Source organism: Glutamicibacter sp. MOO4 (genome assembly GCF_056934395.1).
On sequence record NZ_CM167800.1, the window covers coordinates 2,545,990 to 2,565,268 of the forward strand.

Consider the following 19,279-nt stretch of genomic DNA (forward strand, 5'->3'; position numbering starts at 1 on the left):
AGCATGGGCTGCAGATTTGATCATCTGCAGCCCATGCTGTTTGTGTCTAAAGAAAAGCCTAGGCCTGCTTGTTCTTCAAAGCAGCCAAACGAGCTTCAACCTCTGAAAGATCTGGCGCAGCTGCTTCCAACTGAGGATCAGCCGGTGCCTGCTCGATGACATCTTGAGGATTGTTGCTGGACTTCAGCGCAGCCAAACGGGCATCAATTTCGGAAGCCGCACCTAGATCTTCAAGCTGAGCAAACTGCGCGTCAAGCGAAGAAGCTGCGAGTTCCTGAGCACCACGGACCTTGGCCTCGTCCTGGCGGATCTTCTGCTCAAAACGGCTGATTTCGCTGGATGGATCGTTGAAGTCCAAAGCCTTCATGGTGTCCATCATCTGGTTCTGGGTCTTGGCGTTGCGTGCACGAGCCACCAGCTCATCGCGCTTGGCCACCAGTTCCTGGCGCTTGGCCTGCATGGTGTTCAAACCGGTCTTGAGCTTATCTACTACGTCGCGCTGGGTGGCGATGGTCGACTGCAGCGAAGTAGCTTTCTTCTCAGCATCCATCTGTCGCTGGATAGCAACGGTGGCTAGCTGGTTGAACTTCTGCTGGCTGCTGGCATCTCCTGCGGCAGCATATTCATCGGCCTTATTGGAGGCAGCGACGGCCTTGGAACCCCACTCGGTGGATTCCTGCTGTAGCTTGGCGTAGTCGTCCTCGGCCATGCGCAGGTTGCCGATAGTCTGGGCAACAGCCTGCTCTGCCTGAGCAATGTTATTGGTGTAGTCGCGGACCGTCTGGTCCAGCATCTTCTTTGGATCCTCGAGGGCGTCCAGTGCCGCGTTGGCGTTGGCTTTGCCGATTCCGAACATTCGAGCCCAAATTGAGCGCTTCTGTGCCATGGTGCGTCCCTTCGTTGTCCTTTGCTTAAAAGCTTAGGGGAAGAGTGCGCGCCTCAATAACTGAAGGCCAATTCGATGAACCTAGGCGTCAAAGTGGCGCAGGTAGCGTCCTGGTGCATCAAGGAATAAACGCCAGTTGCTGACCATTTCCAAGTCGTCATAACTGGCCGAGCGGATCCCCCACTGGCCGATTTCGTAGATTCTTGCCTGCGGCAGCGAGGCGAGAATGGGTGAGTGGGTGGAGAGAATGACTTGGGATCCGCTGCGCAGCAGATCGGAAATGTGCGATAGCAACATCAGGCAGCCGTTAAAGGAGAGCGCGGATTCGGCTTCGTCAAAAACCCAGAGCCCGTTGATGCTGGAGCGTTGGGTGAAGAATTCGATGAAGGATTCACCATGGCTCTGGAAGTTGTGCTTGCCGCGCGTGCCGACGGAACCCAAATAAGCGAAGTGTCCGTGCATGGTTTCGGCACGCAAAAAGACCCCTGCCTTCGAAGCCCCGGCTCCGCGTTCTAATTGCAGGTGCGAAGATAACCCTGATTCGGTCATTTGTGTATGGTGCATGGAATCGCGAGTTCCGCCCTCTGGATTCAGCCCGAAGGCCGCCGCGATACCTTCAACCAGCGTTGATTTGCCGGCACCGTTTTCACCAACCAACACGGTCAGCTGCCCCAGCTCCAGACCGTCGTCCAGGACTTGTTGTACCGCTGGGATCTGAGCCGCCCAATCGGAACGATCCATGGGCTCTCTGGCGTGCTCTGAGATTCGGCGTATCGGCAAGGAATCAAAGAACGCGTTCATGCCACAGAGAATATCAGCCCGGTACGACAGGACGATTTGCCGGGCGTCGGATCTGGGACTGCGCATGACGAGGCCATTGCACATTGGTTGTCAGTAAATGAAAGTTGGTACTGGGTGCTTGCGTGGCCTGCCGCATGACATCGGCCCGCGTTATATGGGCCGCTCCGACAGAATAAGTGGCACTCGGCTTTCGACCTTGATCCAACGCCCGAAATCTGGATGTATGTAACCGGCTAGAGCAACGAGGTCCTCAAATTTTTGATCCAGATCTGAGGCCCAGATTCGGTGGTGATGCCCAATCCTGTTTCGCAACTCGCGTAGTTCTCCAACTTTGGTGCTGACTAGCAGTTGATTGCGTCCTTTCATATAGGGGAAGGCCGCAACGAGGTCCGGCCACAGGAACATCTGACTTTTCGAAACCATTTGGTGCCAAAACCCGAACGAGATTTCAGAGATGATCTGTCCTGGGTCAATAGGCATAAGGTTCCTACGTACACGAGAAATTGCTGTATCAATATCGGCGTATGGATAGGCGTGAGTTCGCTGTCCCCTGCCTGCGTTACGTCCTAGCTCTCGGGAATCATCAAAAATCCAATTTCCTGATCGCCCTTTAGCTTCATGTCGTAAATTCATCTGTCGATCAATGGCGTTTCTCAGCCCGACTTCTAGGTGGCCCAGCGATTCCCAAAAAGCCGCGGAGATATCGGAGTTCCATTCATAAAGGAGCATTGCTTGGCTTTGTACGTCATGGCTTTCAGCTAAATAGTGTTTGAGACGCGCAGCCCCAAAGTGAAACTCGTAAAAGTCCCAGGATTGTAGGTTGCCCATCGATAACCACCTCGTTTAGAATGGAAGAGAACACCCCGGAACCGTCCCTGTAGTCTTTTGGTAGACCGATCAGACGGCCGGGGTTCTGCTTTTAATTCATGCTCTCAGGGTTATGTCCGTTTGATCAGGGCAAGGTTCAAATTATGTGCATAAGTAGCCGTAGATGCTGTCAACGAACTCTTGAACTGACGCCACGGACCTGTACTTAATTCTCCTCAGACATTCCTTTCAGGGAGTAGCTATCCCAAGACTTGGCGCACGCCCTGGACCTAGGACGCCCAAGCGGTACGGTCCATGGGCTCTTTGGGATGCTCTTCGATGTGGCGTATCGGCAAGAAATCAAGGAACGGGTTCATGCCCCCAGAATGCCAACCCGTATGACAAGACGAGTCTGTTTCACGCACTTTCAACATGCGTTCCTCGCTCCAACTCTTCTCACTGACGCTCCTGACGCGTAGAGTAAATGTACATACCGTCAGGAGGATGCGATGAGCACCCCAAAGCGATCAGTTTCGAAAAGACGGGCCCCCAAGGCCATCGTGCGATCGAAAGCAACCGGCGTTAGAAAGCTAGTTGGAGAGTTTCGCTCTGCCCTGGATCAGAAAATGGCGCAGGACGATCAAAGCCTGCGTGGGATCACTGTTAAGCAAAGAACAGTCATCACCAACAAAGCGAGCGAGGCTTTCGAAGGTGTAGCCGTGAAGGTCCGGCACAATCATCGTTTGCAGGATGAAGACCATAAAGCAGGCATAGAAGATCGTAGCGATCCATCGTTCGTAGGTATCGCAGTCGAGATGGAGCAAAGCCTTTCCGCGTTGGGCCCAGCCCTGGCAAAGATACCTACATCCGTGTCACCGCAGCTGGCCCGCGCGAGCGCTGCAACCGAACACGCTTGGCGTGAGCTTGAGAGCGAGTTCGGTCTACTCACCAGCACAGAGGTTTCCGATCTTGTCGGTTCCGATTCGCCTAATCGCTCCTATGCATCAAATCAGCGTTCCCAAGGGAAGTTGATTGCGGTGAAACGTCCTAAGGGGCTGCGCTATCCGGGCTACCAATTCGACAGGACAGAGCACGCAATTCTTCCTGTGATCGAAGAGCTGATCGCGCTGGCCCAAGCCGCTGGGCGGAGCGAATCGAGCTTGGCGTTATGGATCATTCGGCCCACCGGATATCTCGATGGTGACCGTCCGGTTGATAGATTCTCGGATCCTGAGCGAGTTCTGGAGGTCGCAAAACAGGCCTTTGAAATCCAATGGTGAATCGTGAACCGGGTGATCAATTTGATCCGATGACTTATGAGCTCCAGCCAGATGTGCAGCTTTACCGAGTTTTCAGTAACCGGAGGACTGGACCCATGGAATTCAACCCGGGTTTGGGGTCCCCAAGCCGCTTCGCTTTCTTTGACGATCCCCTAGTCCCCGTACTGTATGCGGCAGAAACCGAAGAGGCCGCAATCTGCGAAACCATATTGCATGATGTGCCGCCGGGGCCAGGGTATGTGCTGTATGACGACGTCAAGAACAAGGTCTGCGCGCAAATAACGCCTACCCGAGTCCTGAAACTGGCGTCCTTCATGGGCGACGGTTTGCGGAAAATTGGTACCGAGGCAAGGCACGTAACTGGAACAATGTCCTCGGAATATCACCGCACAGTTCTGTGGGCACAAGCTGCCCACGCCGCAGGTTTTGACGGACTAGTGTGGATGAGCAATCGAAGAAATACTGATCGCGCTTACGTCTTTTTTGGCGACAGAGTGACCGACAGAGACTTAGGTATTGTGCCGGAGCAAGGACGTATCTACGCAGCCGGTCCGGGATTCGACAGAATTGTTGATTACCTCGCAGGCGTGGAAGTTGAAATTCTCATGGCTTAGAGAGGGCTTCCGCTGTTGATACCCTCGCCCTAAAAAGTCGCCATCCGCAATGGCGCCTTAGGTAGGTATCGAATTCAGCTTCAGGACACCGGCAGCATGTTCCGGGCGAAGAACTCGCTGATTTCCTCACGGGCATCAAGCGGGAAGATGCCAGCGACATACTGATCTGGTCGAACCACGACGATGGCACCATCGCGGCTGATTTCGCGTTCGCTGAAGATATCGCGTCCATGTCCGGCAGCAAATACCTGGTTGATATCGTGCAGCCCAAAAGGCACCTTCAGCGGCTGGAAGATCTTGGGCACATCATGCAGTTCAACCTCGGTGTAGTCCTGTTGGTAGATGGCCTTGGTATCAAAGACCGCGTCCTGATCTCCTTCAACCTGAGTGTAGAGGTTGCGCGGGGAAGCAGGATCCGTCTCCCACCAGGCGGCGAAGTCAGCCATGGCCGTGCCTTGAAGCGCAGGAGCTGCGGCATCAGCGAAGACGTAAACTCGCCAGCGTCCATCGGCCTCATGCTGGTGACCCAGGTGCTGCCAACGGTTATCGGCTCGGCGAATCACCTCAGCCGATTTGAAGCGCTTACCTACCGGGAATCCAACGGCCAGCTCCAGGTGTTCCACACCGGTAGTGATGGCGGATTCGGTGTACTGGGTCATGAAGCCGGCAGGAAATTCCATAGTCTTCAGATAGTACTTTTCCAGTTCGTCTGGGTCTTCCCAGTCATCTACCGACTTGGCCATCAGTGAGGACCATTCCTTATCGAAGTCGATTAGATTCTGGGCAATCACCTTGCGCTCCTCGGCGTAGGTATCCAGCAGCGCTTCGGGTGCACGGCCTTCGAGCACTGCGGCGAGTTTCCAACCGAGGTTAAAGCCGTCTTGAATGGACACATTCATGCCCTGACCGGCTTTGGCCGAGTGCGTGTGGCAGGCATCGCCCATGATGAAAGCGTGCGGAGCACGGGTTCCACGCTCCTGATCCGAGACATCATCAAAGCCATCGGTGATGCGGTGCGCCACCTCATAGACAGAGAACCACGCTACGTTTTTCACGTCCATGGTGTACGGGTGGATGATGCGGTTGGCGGTGGCCACAATATCTTCCACCGGAGTATTACGGACCGCTCCAGCGTCCTGTGCGCTCAGCTCTCCTAGGTCAACGTAGAAGCGGACCAGATAGCCTCCCTCACGGGGAATCAAAAGAATATTGCCCGCATCATGGGACTGGATGGAGCACTTAACCTGAATGTCTGGGAAATCGGTATTCACCATGACATCCATAACGCCCCACGCATGCAACGCCGAATCGCCATGCAGCTTGTGGCCCAGCGAGCGGCGCACCTGACTGCGGGCACCATCGCCACCAACCAGGTACTTAGCCTTGACGGTGCGCTCTTCACCGGCACGCTCGCCGGAAACATATTTGATCGTCGCGGTCACCGGGTATTCGGCGCTAGGGTCGATTTCGCAGCCGAGGTATTCCACACCGTAGTCCGGGGTGATCTTGCCCGGAGCACGTTCTGCATCGCGCAGGAAGTAGTCAAGGATGCGTGCTTGGTTCACGTAGATATGAGGGAATTCGCTAATGCCGTTGGCGTCATCGGCTGCCCGTGAGTGGCGCTTAATGTTGGCAGGATTTTCCGGATCAGGGGTCCAGAAGCACATCTCCACATTTCGGTAGGCCTCTTCAATAACTTCATTGGCAAAGCCGAAAGCTTGGAAGGTTTCCACCGAACGGGCTTGGATGCCGTCGGCTTGGCCTACATCGAGGCGACCGGGACGTAGTTCGATGGCGCGAGCGTTGATGCTCGGAAAGCGAGAAAGCTGAGCGGTCACCACGGAGGCAGCCGGGCCGGTGCCAACAATCAGCACGTCCATTTGATCAGGAATATCCGTTGCTCGATTGATCCCATAACCTGCGGCCTTCTTGACGCGTGGATCTCCCGAAACATATCCCCGGTGGTGAATCTGCATTACCCGACTCCTAGTTCTGTGCCGCAAAACGTCATTGTCTCTATAGTTGCGACACTGTTCTAACTATAGAAGCAAGTGTAGCTTCATGCGACCACTTACACCATGCTCCTTGACCTCTTTCCTGAGCAACCAACCCAGAACCATAAATCAGACTGCACGCGGAGTTGGGTAGTCACCCACGTAACCAAGGGTTCACGTGGGGCGGACGTAATTTACGTGCCGGACACAGAACGACAGCAATCGGCGAAACATCAGATCCATAAGCTGAGGAACATGACAGCGACGAATGAACAACAGCAGACACCGGTAGTCGCCGGCGCTACTGCCGGGCAAGACCAACTGAATGCGGCCAAGGAATCTTTAGAGGATTACACTCTCCGGTTCGCACCACGCTCCTACCGTCGATGGGTTCCTTCGGTAGTGGCCACCAGCGCACTGGGCGGTATCGCTTACCTCGCGGACTTCTCCATTGGCGCAAATATCGCTTTGGCCCACGGAACGGCGAGCGCAATTACCGGTGTGCTCATCGCAGCGGTCATCATCTTCGTTACCGGATTCCCGCTGGCTTACTATGCGGCCCGCTACAACCTTGATCTGGATTTGATCACCCGTGGCTCCGGGTTCGGCTACTACGGTTCAATCGTCAGCAATGTCATCTTCGCGACCTTTACCTTTATCTTCTTCGCTTTAGAAGGTGCCATCATGGCCCAGGGTCTGGAGCTGGGACTCGGAATCCCTAAGGCGCTGGGTTATGCAATTTCAACGCTTATGGTCATCCCGCTGGTTATTTACGGCATGAAGACTTTGGCCAAACTACAGGTGTGGACCACGCCGCTATGGCTGATCTTGATGGTTGTACCCATGGTGTATCTTGTGGCTAGCCACCCCGAATCCGTAGATAACTTTGTGAACTACGCCGGTGCCCAGGGCACCGGCGAGGGCGTGAACTTCGCCTCGGCCATGCTGGCCGCCGGTGTGTGCCTCTCGCTGATGGCTCAGATCGCAGAACAGATCGACTACTTGCGATTCATGCCACCAAAAACTTCAGCCAACGCACGCAAATGGTGGACCGCAGTCATTCTTGGCGGCCCGGGTTGGGTCATCTTCGGTGCGATCAAACAGATCACCGGTATGTTCATTGCTGTCTACCTGATTGCCACGCTGGATCCGCAGGCCTCGGCTACCGCGAACGAGCCGGTGCACCAGTTCCTCGGTGTCTACCGTGAAATGATGCCGGCCTGGTTGGCCATGAGCTTGGCCGTGGTTCTTGTGGTCATCTCGCAGATCAAGATCAACGTCACCAACGCCTACTCGGGATCACTGGCCTGGACCAACTCCTTTACCCGCGTGACCAAAACCTATCCCGGCCGCATGGTCTTCGTGCTGGTCAATCTGGGCATCGCCCTGATCCTGATGGAATCGAATATGTTCGACTTCCTCAATACCGTGCTTGGCTTCTACGCGAACTGCGCGATGGCTTGGGTGGTCACCGTGGCCAGCGACATTGCGATCAACAAGTATCTGCTTAAGCTCTCCCCCAAGGTGCCAGAATTCCGTCGTGGCATGCTTTACGCGGTCAATCCGGTGGGCTTCGTTTCGATGCTGGTCTCCGCCATCGCTTCCATCGCGGTCTTCTTCGGACTGCTCGGCCCTGAGCTCCAGCCGTTCAGCCCACTGGTGGCCGTTGCTCTGGCCTTGTTCCTACCACCGATTTTGGCTATCGTCACCAAGGGCCGTTACTACCTGCGCCGCAGCGACGACGGTATCAACAGCGCACTACTGGATGCTGAAGGCAACCCGAGCGATGAGCTCTACACCTGCTGCGTGACCGGTTTGCGCTTCGAGCGTCCAGACATGCTGGCCTCGGCGGTCCCTGGTCCGAACGGAGAACTGCAGTACATCTCCTCACTGGCACTGGCTACGGACCGAACCGGCGAGCACCTGTTGCCAGCCGATCCGCCCATCCGCTAACAGCTTCCTTTCGGTCATGCTTCGCAGATAAGGCCTGTCTCACCAAGTTTTGGTGGGGCGGGCCTTTGGCTTCTGATTAAGTTCAAAGCAGGCCAAGCCAAAGCATTGAGCTAGGCTGTGAGCAAATATAGTTCGGACGACTAAGTAGCTTGTCGCTCAAGGCGCGGACGAGATGAAATGATGAAGTTATGACCAAATCCACCGAAGGCGGGTCCCAAACTTTGGGCCGCGGACTAGAAGCGCTGACCCTCATCGGTGAATCGCAGAGGCCACTGAGTGTCGCTGAGCTTGCCACGCAACTCGGGATCCACCGCTCCATGGCCTACCGCCTGGTCAAGACCTTTGAACAGTACGGCTTTGTAGAACGTCTGGCTTCAGGCGATCTTGAACTCGGAGCACGCCTCGGCGCACTGGCACGCAATGTCGCCAAGTCTTTGCAGTCCGCAGCGGCGCCACACTTGGCAACAGTTTCTGATGAACTGCGCATGACCGCCATCCTGGTGGTCTTTGATGTTGAAGCTGCTGTCACCTTGAGCACCGCGGAACCTCGAATGGCCGATGCCACGGTGGCTCAACGCCCCGGCACTCGTCACCCCATTGATAATGGTGCACCTGGCCGAGTGATCCGTTCACAACTGAACCCAGAACAGTACCCAGCCAAGAACTTTGAATCCAGCCACGACGAAGTCATCCCGGGACTGACCTCCATTGCTGTTCCGCTATTGCTGCCACAGAACAAACCGGCGGCCATCGCGGTCATCTATCCGCCACTAGAGTTGGATGAGAAGCACATCGCCCAGGTGCTCACCAACGCTTCCGAACGTATCTCGGAGGCGTTGGGGATTCGGTTGAACTAAGCACCTGAGTGATGGGTTGATTCATCAGCACCTAGGCAGTGCAGGCCTCATTGGAGCATCCAGCATCACGTGGCCTGTAGGTTTCGGTGCCTTCAACTTTTTCCCACACGATGTGGCGATGCTGTCCACAACGTTGGCAGGAAGGAGCTAAGTAAGTGCCCCGCTCTTCCATGGTGTACGTCCGAAAATCACCCATCAGAACCTCTTCTCAAATGGCCCCCGAACCAGGGTCGCGGGGCATGCTGGACCTGCTTGGTGCCTTCACTCTACGCGCGGATATCACTACCGGCTAGAGCCGTTGCCAAACAGTTACCCACAGCCCGTCAAGCAGTATTTTCACTCTCCTGCCACACTGGGGCAATGAACCCACAAAACTTGCTTCGTTGCCCGAAGCAAAGCCCGGAAAGAAGGCGTCATGAGCACCTCTGAACACAAGCTTCAGCGACTCAAAGAACGCATCGCGTTACTGCTTAATAAGGCTGAAAACACCAACTTCCCCGCTGAAGCCCAGACCTTCCAAGAGCATGCTGAGCGCCTCATGGTTCGTTACGGTATTGGCCGTGCAGAACTTGATGCCATGGCCACCGGCCCGGACAAGAAAAAAGAACCGATCATTGAAGAACGCTTCGATATGAGAGGTACCTACCGCTTAGGACAACGCGACGGGCTAGCTACCGTCGGGCATGCTTTCCGCACCGTGACTCTGCTGCAGACGAACTATTCGAACTTCTGTCGTTTGTACATCATTGGTCATGAGTCAGACGTCAGTACCGTGAAAAACCTGTTCTCTTCATTAGTAATTCAGGCAAGCCTCGCGATGAGTCACTGGTGGAGTGAAGAAGGCCGACACATCGCTTGGGATCGAACCGATTCTGAGAAGGTCATTGAGCGCCGTGAATTTCAGCGAAGTTTTTATCTGCAAGTTGCTGAGCGCATTCGTGGGCTTTACCAAGAGGAAAGCGAACACAGCGGCAGTGGTACCGAACTTGTCCTCGTTAGTCGCAAGGAACAGGTTGACGAATTTGTCAGCGAAAAATATCCATCCTTGCGTCGCAGCCGTAATCGCGCAGCCTCCGGTAGCTTGAACGCTGCCCTGGCCGGACGGGTCGCGGGAAGTCGTGCGGATCTTGGCTTTGGCAAAGATGTTGAGTCCAACGGGCCTGCGGGAGAAGTTGCTAGCTAAGGTCTCTTACTGGAAATATTGCCCCAAAATTCCGAGTTAGATTTTCTAAGTGGAAATTTCTTCTGGCAGTTCTTCGTCTTCTTTGGCCTTGCACAACAGCAGATATGACAAAGGGCCGTTCCGAAGAACGACCCTGATCACTACTTCTCGGCGTTATTAGCCCAGCTTGTCGCGAACCATCTGCGATACGGCCTTGCCGTCAAAGCGGCCGGCGATTTCGGCACCGACCAGTTTCATGGCCTGTCCCATATCTTTCATGGTCAACTCATGATCAGCAGAGAGTTCTGCCATCACCTTGTCAACGATGCTCTGAGCTTCGGCTTCATCAAGCAGCTTTGGCAGGTAGGTAGAAATGAATGCTGCTTCTGCCAATTCACGTTCGGCAAGCTCGGTGCGTCCATCTTTGGCAGCCAGTTCGGCGGTTTCCTCGCGGTTGCCAACTTCCTTGCGCAACAGATTCTCTACGTCCTGATCGTTCAGCTCGCTAGGGTTCTTCCCTGACTTCTCACGAGTGCCGATAGCGCTGAGGATATTGCGTAGGGTGGTCTTCTCCAGCTCGTTGCCTGCTTTCAGGTGGACGATGCTGTCTTCGCGCAGGCGATCTTTCAAACTCATGGGGACTCGCTTTCAAAGTACGTGTGCTTGAAACTCTACTCGCTTTAAGCCACCGCATTTTTGCTTCTTGGTATGGTGACTTCATGAAACCACTGCGTGCTGGCGCGATAGTCGCGGCCCTCATCCTCGTAGTGGCGCTCATCGTGATCACCAAACCATGGAAGCTGCTAGATAGTTGCCATGCTCCCGATGAATTCTGCGCTATAGCGTCCCAGCTTGAAGAAAAAGACGGCGTCGAAGCAACTGCCGTGGACTATGACGTTACCGCCGTTGATGCCAAAGATGGCGACCGGTCCACAGTCAGTTGGACCGTTGAGCTAGCTGAAGATCTCGACAGTGCACAGGCCGGCGAACTCGCTTCCACTGTTTCGGCACAAGTCCAAAGCTTCGTCGCTTCGCGCCCGTTGGTTCGAAGCTCGTTGCGTTTTGTCGCTGGAGAATCCCTAGAATCATCGATCCCTGACTTCAAGTTATATCCGTTGGACGTCTCGGATAGTTCAGAGGCCAAGGCTCAAGTCGCACACGCTTTTGCGCTACGTGAGCTCGGCGCGCAAAGAGCCGGCCAGAATTCCGCGACCGCCGAAAATACTCAAGTACTAAAGACCTTGGGAGACTACGCTTCGAGTCAGGGTGCTCCAATTACCTTGGAACTAGCCGATGGTTCCATTCGCTACACGCCCGCCACAGAGTTTGATATCGCCCAGCTTGATCTAGCTATTGAAGCCGCTGACCATGAATCCGTGGAATCGGCAATCATGGATTCTTCTGGGCTTTCGGTGCATACCAAAACTGCTGCTGGTTCAAAGGAAACCGCTCAGATCAAGAAGTGGCTGACCGAGCATGAGCCACTCAAAGAACCGATGGCATTCACCTTATCCAGCCCCGGTTTTGCCGACATCACCGAAGGTGGGCTTGGAGACAAACTTCCTGAATCCCTGATTGCTCGACCTGTGCGGTTGCCTGACGGGGTGGCACCTTGGCCGCAGGACGCTTCCGCCCAAACCTGCACCGACAAAGATCTTGCCCTAAGCCTCGGCTCTCCCGATGCAGCAACTGGTTCACGCTATCTAGCCGTATACGCCAAGAACATTTCTGGCAGTGCCTGCGCAGTTAATGGCTATCCGCAGATTCAATTTCTCAACGCTGACGGTGAGCTACAGCAGGACGTCACGCTGACCAAGATGCCGCAAATTCAATCTCAGCGCGTTGTGATTCCTGCTGGTGAAAGCATCATGTCCGCTTTGCAGTGGAAGGCCATGTCCACGGCCAACAACCCGGATCAAACTACGACCTTGCGCATCAGCGTAGCTACAGGTTTTAGCGCCACCGAGCTAGCCAGTAAGTATGAGCAATCAGCAACCAGCCTGGACATTCTAGATGGCGGAGAAGTCAGCCAGAGCCCGTGGGTTCAAGCATTAGATGGCTGGGCGCTACCGGATTCTTCCGGTTAGCGGCCAGCCATCTAGGGGTACCGAACTGCGCAGACTACTGCTCGCGCGGCGGGAACTTCTTGTACTTGCGGTAGTGGTTAACCGCGTTAAGCACTAGGTAGGCTTTACGGCGCGGGTGCTTCTCTGCGGCAAACTTCAACGGGTTAGATACCTTGCCAGCCTTGAGCAGGGCAGCTGCCTTCTTCCCGGTTGCACTGCCAAAGAAACGTCCCAGCAGGTGGTGTGGCAAGACGGTGAACAGGTGCTCACGACGCAACTGCAGCACGCCGGCAGGAGTTTCCATGACCGCGTCGGTTTGTGGGTCACCACTATCAAACTCAGGACCCAAGAATTCGGTGACGTAGAAACGGGCCGGGTTCACCCCAGCAGCGGTCAGGTAGAAGTGGTTGCGGCCCAAGCGTGGGTTGATCTCGAAGAATTTCACCGTGTTGTCTCGGCGATCAAACTTCGCATCAATCATCGCGATACCGCTCCACCCGAGTTCTTCAAGCATGCGCGCACCATCGGCAGCCATCTGATCATTTTGACCGGTGACGATTGCCGCTGAATTGCCCAGTACCAGCGGGGCATGTTCTTCAATGACTACTTCCCCATAACCAGCAAAGATGACCTTGCCTTCCTTGGTAGCGAAGTAGGTGCACAAACGCATGGCGTCGTCCCCGCCAGGCACGTATTCCTGCAGGACGTATCCGGAGGTATAACCGCTGGCGTCAATCTTGGACAACAGTGTTTCCAGATCATCACGGTTATTGATGGTGTGGATTTTCTGTTTGCCCTCAAACTTCGCAGCGATCCAATCCGCGGAGCTTGATGGCTTACCGATCACCGGATAGGTGAACTCCTTGGCCATGACCCCAAGGTCATTGCCCGGGTAGTACACGGCGGTGCGTGGGTGCGCGATCTCAAGCGTTTCTGCCAGCGCGTAGAAGTTTTCCTTCAGCGCGGCCGCTTCAATGATCTCCAGCTCTGGGTAGGGAATCACGAAGTGTGCTTCGAGCTGTTCACGGTGCTTGGCAATGAGCATGATGTGGAAGTCCAACGAGCCAAAGAGCATCAGTGGGCGCGCAGTGTTTGCGGTGAGTTCTGCGGCCAACTCGATCAAGGCTGCCACGACGCGGGCCTCGTCAGCCATGGAGCCGATGGGGCGCAGTTCGATGGCTACCGAATGCTCGATAACACCGTTGCCCGCTGCGGGCAGGACTACCGAGCGAACACCGTAGGCTTCATAAAATTCGCGCGCCAGTGTGTAGGTGCCAATGTCGCCGCCGAGAATGACGGGGACGAATGGCTGGGTTTCTTCGATTGCCATGAGTACTGTTTTCCCTACTTCTTGCGCCAGTTCATGTACTTTTCGAAGGCCCAGGCCAGCGGCTTGTTCAGCGCTAGGTCCCATTCGCCGTTGGTCTGCACGATGTCACAGCCGGTATTGGTTTTGAACTTGGTCAGACCCGAGAGGTGGTGTTCCTTATCCAAGGTTGCGCTCACGCCGCCCTGATCAAGGTAGCGGCAACCGGCAGCGATGGAGTCTTCCACCATGCGGTTCATAATCGCCTTAGGGGCAAAGAGTTTGCGCTGCTCATTGGAGGAGGCACCGTACAGGTACCAGGCTAGGTTGGAGGAGCGGATCACGATGGAGGCGGCCAAGTCCACGCCTTCGTTACTCGCGATGTACAGGGTGCAAGAACCTGGAACGGCTTCGTTGAGCACCTTGTGCATGGTCTCGAAGTAGCTCAGTGGACGGCCGGTGAAGTCTTGGCGGTCTGCGGTGGTGTTGTACAGGGCATGGAATCGAGCCATGTCCGCGGTGTCGCCCACTTCAACTTCCAAGGTGCTCTTGAGCGCCTTACGAGTTTCGTTGCGGGTGGTCGCGGAGTAGCTGGCCATCACTTGCTCAACGTCCAGCTGGGTGCCATTTTCATCCTGCAGGGCAACCCGTGCGACGTATTCGGGCTGGCCGGCGCCGAAGTCTAGGCCGACGTCTTCCTTGGTGAAGCCCAGGTCTAGCAGGGCGTCGTTCAAGGCCAGTGCCTGGGCCGACGAGCTTTTCAGCTCTAGGTCCGACAGCCGGGTGAAGCCTTCCTTGCCAAGGTTTTTGCGTACAGCTCCGGCAGCCCAGGTGCGTACTTCGCGTCCTGGTCCCATCTTCAGCTGGAAGGCACCGCGATTGCGCAGGTAGGCAGCCAGTGGGCGGATGACCTTTTCGGCTGGGTGCGCTTGGAAGTCAATCACTGGACCATCTGGCACATAGGCCAGGGTCTTCTTGATGACTGGGGCGGCGCGGTGCAGTACTAGCGCGGTGCCAACCAGTTCGTCTTGGTCAAACCAGCCGATGGATTCACCACGCCAGCCGCCCTTGACTCGGGCCCATTCTGGACGCTGCAAAAAGCTAACGTCGAGGGCGGTCTCAAGGAAAACTGAGTGTTCGGCGCTGGTAATCGGACGCACGTGCAGGTCGTTGTGGCTCACGGGTGAAATCTTATCGTGCTTCGTGGACTTAAGTAGGGAGGTTGAATACCCCTAGGGGGTACTTGATTTAATACCCCATAGGGGTATTCTAGGAATATGGAAACCACGCAGAGCGTTGATGAGCATGCACAGCATCATGGCTACCACGCAGATAAAGCCGCGCTGGAACGCCGACTGAAGCGTATTGAAGGCCAAGTTCGCGGAGTGGCCAAGATGGTTGATGAAGACAAATACTGCATCGATATTTTGACCCAGATTTCGGCGATCAACGCAGCATTACACAAGGTCAGCGTGCAGCTGATCGATGACCACATCGGCCATTGTGTGGTTGATGCGGCGAAGTCCTCACTGGAAACCGGGGACCCGAGCATTGTGCAGGAGAAAATCTCCGAGGCCACCGCAGCGATATCGCGTCTGGTCCGATAAGCGTTTTTCACCTAGATTTCCGATTCACACAAAATTCATCGAAAGAGAGCAAGATCATGAGCCACGACTGCAACTGCGGATGCTCCAGCGAGAACAATTCGAACACCTCTCAGGGCCTACAGATCACCACTCGTGATCAGGCAACTCCCCTGAACATCCAAACGGAACTGAAGATCTCCGGCATGACCTGCGGTCACTGCGTCGCCTCGGTCACCGAAGAACTCAAGGAACTTTCCGGCGTACAAAACGTCGATGTCGTTCTCGATGCCAAGGGCATCTCCACGGCCACCGTCACCGCAACGCAGCAGCTGAGTGAAGCAAGCCTGCGCGAAGCGATTGACGAGGCCGGTTACACCCTCGAAGCAATCAACGCCTAGCCACCCGCGCCAGGCACAGCCCGTGAACAACGGGCCAGAAAGTGCAAGGTAGAAATAATGAGCTCCCACGCACCCCAGAAGCCAATCGCAGAACTGCGTACCGTCGATCTTGATATTCAAGGAATGACGTGCGCTTCCTGCGTGAACCGAGTGGAACGCAAACTGGGCAAGTTGCCCGGTGTCAGCGCCTTGGTAAACCTCCCGCTGGAAACGGCAAAGGTTCAGGTACCGGCTGATGTCAGCGACGAAACGCTGATCAATACCGTTGAAGCTGCCGGCTACGGTGCCTCGGTAAAAAAGCCAGTACAGCCCGAGCATCACCATGATGGGGATGAACATTCGGGTCATGAGCATTTGGTCCCCAACCATCTGCTGCGACGGCTGATTGTTTCGGCGGTGTTCACCATCCCGCTGTTTGTGATCTCCATGATCCCCGCCTTGCAGTTCCCGCATTGGGGCTGGGTAGCCTTTGCACTGGCCACGCCGGTGGTCTTCTATGGTGCGTGGCCTTTCCATAAGGCAGCAGCAATCAACGCCCGGCACTTATCCTCCACCATGGATACCTTGGTGTCTCTCGGTGTGCTGGCCGCCTATCTCTTCTCGGCAATCCAGCTTGTTCTGGATCCGCAGATGACGGCACACGTTGGTATGGCCATGAGCGAGCATGCCCTCTACTTTGAGACCGCAGGTGTTGTGGCCACCTTGCTGTTGCTCGGACGATTCCTGGAGCATCGCGCCAAAACCTCAGCATCTGATGCGCTGAAATCCTTGCTCAGTCTGGGCGCAAAGGAAGCAGTTGTGCTGCGTGATGGCCAAGAAGTGAAGATTGCGGCCAGTGCATTGCAGCCAGGAGATCACTTTGTGGTGCGCCCCGGTGAGAAAATCGCCACCGATGGCACGGTTATCCACGGTGATAGCGCGGTAGATACCTCATTGCTCACTGGCGAATCCGTACCGCAACAGGTTCGCGTGGGCTCCGAAGTTACCGGTGCAACTCTGAACACTTCTGGCCGTCTAGTAATTGAAGCCACCCGCGTTGGTGAAGAAACAACCCTGGCGCAGATGGGCAAACTGGTCTCCGAGGCACAGTCTGGCAAGGCACCCATTGCCCGGCTTGCTGATCGCATCTCGGCCGTCTTTGTCCCGATCGTTCTGGGCATCGCCGTACTCACCTTTGTTATTTGGTGGCTGGTCTCGGCTGATCCATATCAGGCATTCAGTGCAGCTGTTGCTGTGCTGGTCATTGCTTGCCCTTGTGCTTTAGGTCTTGCCACTCCCATCGGTTTGTTGGTGGGTACCGGCCGCGGAGCTCAACTAGGCATCTTGATCCGTGGTCCACAGATTTTGGAGGACACCCGCAAACTGGACACTATCGTTCTAGATAAGACCGGCACCGTCACCACCGGAGTGATGACACATACGGGTACAAGCACCGCACCTGGCGTGAACGCAACTGAAGTTTTGCTGTTGGCCGCAGCAGTGGAACACCATTCAGAACATCCAATTGCCCAGGCTATCGCCACTGCCGGGGCCAACGTTGGACCGCTGGCCGAGGTGAGCAATTTCCGCTCGGAACCCGGTGGCGGAGTCATGGGTACCGTAGAAGGCAAGAGCATTGTTGTTGGCCGGCCCAGCTGGCTTGAAGCCCAGGGAACGCTACTTGATTCTTCGTCCCGCTCTTTGCTCGAAGAGGCTGAAGTAGCGGGCGCCACGGCCATCTTGGTTGCGGTCGACGCCCAGTTCCAAGCGGTGATTTCCGTTGCTGATCAAGTCAAAGCAACTTCTTCAGAAGCGATCAAGGAACTGCAATCCCGTGATCTGCGCGTAGTTTTGCTCACCGGCGATAACCCGTCGGTAGCCGCCAAGGTGGCAGCACAAGTTGGCATCAAGGCAACCGATGTTTTTGCTGGTGTACTGCCAAGTGAAAAGGCCAAGGCTATCTCTTCGCTGCAGGAGCAGGGCAAGGTTGTGGCCATGGTGGGTGACGGTGTGAATGACGCTCCGGCGTTGGCTCAAGCCGATCTTGGCATCGCCATGGGCTCCGGCACCGACGTTGCCATTGAAGCTGCAGATATTACGCTGATGGGCAATGACCTTCATCAGGTCGCTGCCGCCATTGATCTATCGGATAAAACCTTGGCCACGATCAAGATGAACCTGTTCTGGGCTTTCGCCTACAACACTGCGGGTATCCCGATCGCGGCCTTGGGTTTGCTCAATCCAATGATTGCTGGTGCCGCTATGGCAGCCAGCTCCGTCCTGGTGGTGGCCAACTCACTGCGCCTCCGCAGCTTTGGCAAATAACACCCGGTTACGGAGTCTCCCTGACGCTGGTCAGGACTTTCTTCAGAGTTGAGTACTGCTCACTTGCCACGAAAGTCTTGGCCTCGTCGAAGGTGGTATCCCCGTCGTCGTCAAGTCCCAGTGCCTGCAGATACTCAGGATTCATGGCCATAATTGGAGTTTTCTCGGCACTGGTTTTGAAGTAATCAATTGCCGGTGCTTTGGTCCAGTTTTGCCATTCATCATCGATGATGACGGCAACGCTCAAATCCCTTTCACCAAAGCTGGCTTCCCAGTAGTAGGAGACCACACTGGTCGGTGCGTACTACAGATCAGGCGCTGGGGCAGAGTCAAGCACTTCACGCTGATAGGTGTTCGGGCCATCACTGTCCCTGAAACTAGTCGTTTGAAGATCCAACGCGAGATTCTTCTTTGAATCCAAGATCTTGTAGACCGAATAGTCGTCTTGGCATCCGTATTCACAATCTTCAACGATTTCCCAGTCCTGCGGAAGGTCAAAGGTGACGTTGTAGAGCGAAACGGTGCGCCAGCTATCCCCCGGATCTTCCGTTGGTTCCGTTGGTTCAGGTGTCGGAGTTGGCTTGGCAGTTGGTGGCCCGGCGTGCTCCGGTGCCGGCGCCCAACTCGGTGGACCTGCATGGCCCGGTGGGCCAACATGATCCGGACGTCCGGCATGATCAGGTGGCGCTGCGATGGCAACTGCACTGCTGGTAAGCAGAAGACTCGCTGCCAGTACTGCGCCACCCTTGGATAGCGACTTGAGAATGGGTTTCATTGTAGGGTCTTCTCTCCCATCCACAATGATGAAACTGACCCGACCTTTAATCAAGAGTCCGGACATAAAGATACTGCCTCGGTTTGGTATCACTAATGTCTCGGTGCTGCCCCAAAGAAACCTTGCACCATGAGACTTGCGTCACATTCACTGCTCGGGGCATACTGTGATGGCATCACCACATATGCCATTGATACGTGGCGGGAGAGTCCCGTCCTCACCAAGGGCGGGCGCCGTAGGAGCAATTTCCTCCCCGGGAAACTCTCAGGCCCCCGTACCGCCACGAGAAGGCAACTCTGGAAAGCAGCGCAGAATGAACTGCGCTCACCGAAGGAGCAAGCTTCGCCCAGTAGTCGGGTTGAAGTGAAAACTCTCAGGTTCATATACAGATTGGGGAGGGACCACGAACAGTGACGCTTTGTGCGCATTAGATTCGACGGCTCTCTCCAGTGGCATAGGCAGTTGCTGCTCTTAGCGCAGCGAGCTGACG

Annotated in this window: 18 protein-coding genes and 2 riboswitches; of the genes, 9 read left to right on the forward strand and 9 right to left on the reverse strand. The window is 55.4% G+C overall.

The genetic code is table 11. The features are described 5' to 3' along the window. Positions 1 to 58 precede the first annotated feature (58 nt). The 3 genes from AC1Z3F_RS11905 to AC1Z3F_RS11915 form a co-directional block, all read right to left on the reverse strand. Entirely contained in the window at positions 59 to 886 is an 828-nt protein-coding gene (locus tag AC1Z3F_RS11905; RefSeq protein ID WP_483565803.1) for a PspA/IM30 family protein, read from the reverse strand. 81 nt (positions 887 to 967) lie between these two features. Next, complete coding sequence (locus tag AC1Z3F_RS11910) at positions 968 to 1,687, reverse strand: AAA family ATPase (protein WP_483565804.1); 720 nt, start codon at positions 1,685 to 1,687, stop codon at positions 968 to 970. 150 nt (positions 1,688 to 1,837) lie between these two features. Next, positions 1,838 to 2,515 carry an Abi family protein gene (locus tag AC1Z3F_RS11915; protein ID WP_483565805.1) on the reverse strand — a complete coding sequence of 226 codons (678 nt, stop codon included), beginning with the start codon at positions 2,513 to 2,515 and terminating at the stop codon, positions 1,838 to 1,840. Between the two features lie 488 nt (positions 2,516 to 3,003). On the opposite strand from AC1Z3F_RS11915, the gene AC1Z3F_RS11920 reads away from it, so the two are divergent. Beyond that, complete coding sequence (locus AC1Z3F_RS11920) at positions 3,004 to 3,774, forward strand: hypothetical protein (protein ID WP_483565806.1); 771 nt, start codon at positions 3,004 to 3,006, stop codon at positions 3,772 to 3,774. A 29-nt stretch (positions 3,775 to 3,803) separates the two neighbouring features. Further along, positions 3,804 to 4,388, forward strand: coding sequence for an RES family NAD+ phosphorylase (locus AC1Z3F_RS11925; RefSeq protein ID WP_483565807.1), 585 nt, complete (start codon positions 3,804 to 3,806; stop codon positions 4,386 to 4,388). Between the two features lie 80 nt (positions 4,389 to 4,468). Here AC1Z3F_RS11925 and AC1Z3F_RS11930 read toward each other — a convergent pair whose 3' ends face one another. Beyond that, positions 4,469 to 6,364, reverse strand: a complete 1,896-nt coding sequence (locus tag AC1Z3F_RS11930; RefSeq protein WP_483565808.1) for an FAD-dependent monooxygenase — start codon at positions 6,362 to 6,364, stop codon at positions 4,469 to 4,471. Positions 6,365 to 6,637: 273 nt separating this feature from the next. On the opposite strand from AC1Z3F_RS11930, the gene AC1Z3F_RS11935 reads away from it, so the two are divergent. The 3 genes from AC1Z3F_RS11935 to AC1Z3F_RS11945 all read left to right on the forward strand — a co-directional run bounded on the left by AC1Z3F_RS11935 (position 6,638) and on the right by AC1Z3F_RS11945 (position 10,375). Then, the gene (locus tag AC1Z3F_RS11935; protein ID WP_483565809.1) at positions 6,638 to 8,335 is read left to right on the forward strand and encodes a purine-cytosine permease family protein; all 1,698 of its coding nucleotides are present in this window, start codon (positions 6,638 to 6,640) and stop codon (positions 8,333 to 8,335) included. A 188-nt stretch (positions 8,336 to 8,523) separates the two neighbouring features. Next, positions 8,524 to 9,192, forward strand: coding sequence for an IclR family transcriptional regulator (locus AC1Z3F_RS11940; protein WP_483565810.1), 669 nt, complete (start codon positions 8,524 to 8,526; stop codon positions 9,190 to 9,192). Positions 9,193 to 9,607: 415 nt separating this feature from the next. Beyond that, complete coding sequence (locus tag AC1Z3F_RS11945) at positions 9,608 to 10,375, forward strand: DUF2786 domain-containing protein (RefSeq protein ID WP_262199204.1); 768 nt, start codon at positions 9,608 to 9,610, stop codon at positions 10,373 to 10,375. A 156-nt stretch (positions 10,376 to 10,531) separates the two neighbouring features. Here AC1Z3F_RS11945 and AC1Z3F_RS11950 read toward each other — a convergent pair whose 3' ends face one another. Beyond that, complete coding sequence (locus tag AC1Z3F_RS11950) at positions 10,532 to 10,990, reverse strand: GatB/YqeY domain-containing protein (protein WP_483565811.1); 459 nt, start codon at positions 10,988 to 10,990, stop codon at positions 10,532 to 10,534. A gap of 83 nt (positions 10,991 to 11,073) precedes the next feature. Between AC1Z3F_RS11950 and AC1Z3F_RS11955 the strand changes: the two genes are divergently transcribed. Next, complete coding sequence (locus AC1Z3F_RS11955) at positions 11,074 to 12,441, forward strand: DUF4232 domain-containing protein (RefSeq protein WP_483565812.1); 1,368 nt, start codon at positions 11,074 to 11,076, stop codon at positions 12,439 to 12,441. A gap of 34 nt (positions 12,442 to 12,475) precedes the next feature. Here the strand turns inward: AC1Z3F_RS11955 and AC1Z3F_RS11960 are convergent, their stop codons facing one another. After that, on the reverse strand, positions 12,476 to 13,750 hold the full coding sequence (locus tag AC1Z3F_RS11960; RefSeq protein WP_483565813.1) for a carboxylate--amine ligase: 1,275 nt from the start codon (positions 13,748 to 13,750) through the stop codon (positions 12,476 to 12,478). Between the two features lie 14 nt (positions 13,751 to 13,764). After that, positions 13,765 to 14,907 (reverse strand): lipid II:glycine glycyltransferase FemX, encoded by a 1,143-nt coding sequence (locus AC1Z3F_RS11965; protein ID WP_483565814.1) that lies wholly within the window; start codon positions 14,905 to 14,907, stop codon positions 13,765 to 13,767. A gap of 96 nt (positions 14,908 to 15,003) precedes the next feature. On the opposite strand from AC1Z3F_RS11965, the gene AC1Z3F_RS11970 reads away from it, so the two are divergent. The 3 genes from AC1Z3F_RS11970 to AC1Z3F_RS11980 are packed head-to-tail and all read left to right on the forward strand — an operon-like array spanning position 15,004 to position 18,014. After that, on the forward strand, positions 15,004 to 15,333 hold the full coding sequence (locus tag AC1Z3F_RS11970) for a metal-sensitive transcriptional regulator (RefSeq protein ID WP_131089326.1): 330 nt from the start codon (positions 15,004 to 15,006) through the stop codon (positions 15,331 to 15,333). Positions 15,334 to 15,389: 56 nt separating this feature from the next. Next, the gene (locus AC1Z3F_RS11975) at positions 15,390 to 15,710 is read left to right on the forward strand and encodes a heavy-metal-associated domain-containing protein (RefSeq protein WP_483565815.1); all 321 of its coding nucleotides are present in this window, start codon (positions 15,390 to 15,392) and stop codon (positions 15,708 to 15,710) included. A gap of 57 nt (positions 15,711 to 15,767) precedes the next feature. Next, a complete protein-coding gene (locus AC1Z3F_RS11980) occupies positions 15,768 to 18,014 on the forward strand; it encodes a heavy metal translocating P-type ATPase (RefSeq protein ID WP_483565816.1) in 2,247 nt (748 codons plus the stop codon). A 7-nt stretch (positions 18,015 to 18,021) separates the two neighbouring features. On the opposite strand, the gene AC1Z3F_RS11985 is transcribed toward AC1Z3F_RS11980, so the two are convergent. Together AC1Z3F_RS11985 and AC1Z3F_RS11990 are read right to left on the reverse strand one after the other, a co-directional pair. Continuing rightward, on the reverse strand, positions 18,022 to 18,261 hold the full coding sequence (locus tag AC1Z3F_RS11985) for a hypothetical protein (protein ID WP_483565817.1): 240 nt from the start codon (positions 18,259 to 18,261) through the stop codon (positions 18,022 to 18,024). Positions 18,262 to 18,318: 57 nt separating this feature from the next. After that, a complete protein-coding gene (locus AC1Z3F_RS11990) occupies positions 18,319 to 18,789 on the reverse strand; it encodes a hypothetical protein (protein ID WP_483565818.1) in 471 nt (156 codons plus the stop codon). A gap of 191 nt (positions 18,790 to 18,980) precedes the next feature. Then, a riboswitch (glycine riboswitch) is annotated at positions 18,981 to 19,079 on the forward strand. Position 19,080: 1 nt separating this feature from the next. Next, positions 19,081 to 19,188, forward strand: a riboswitch (glycine riboswitch). Positions 19,189 to 19,279 lie beyond the last annotated feature (91 nt).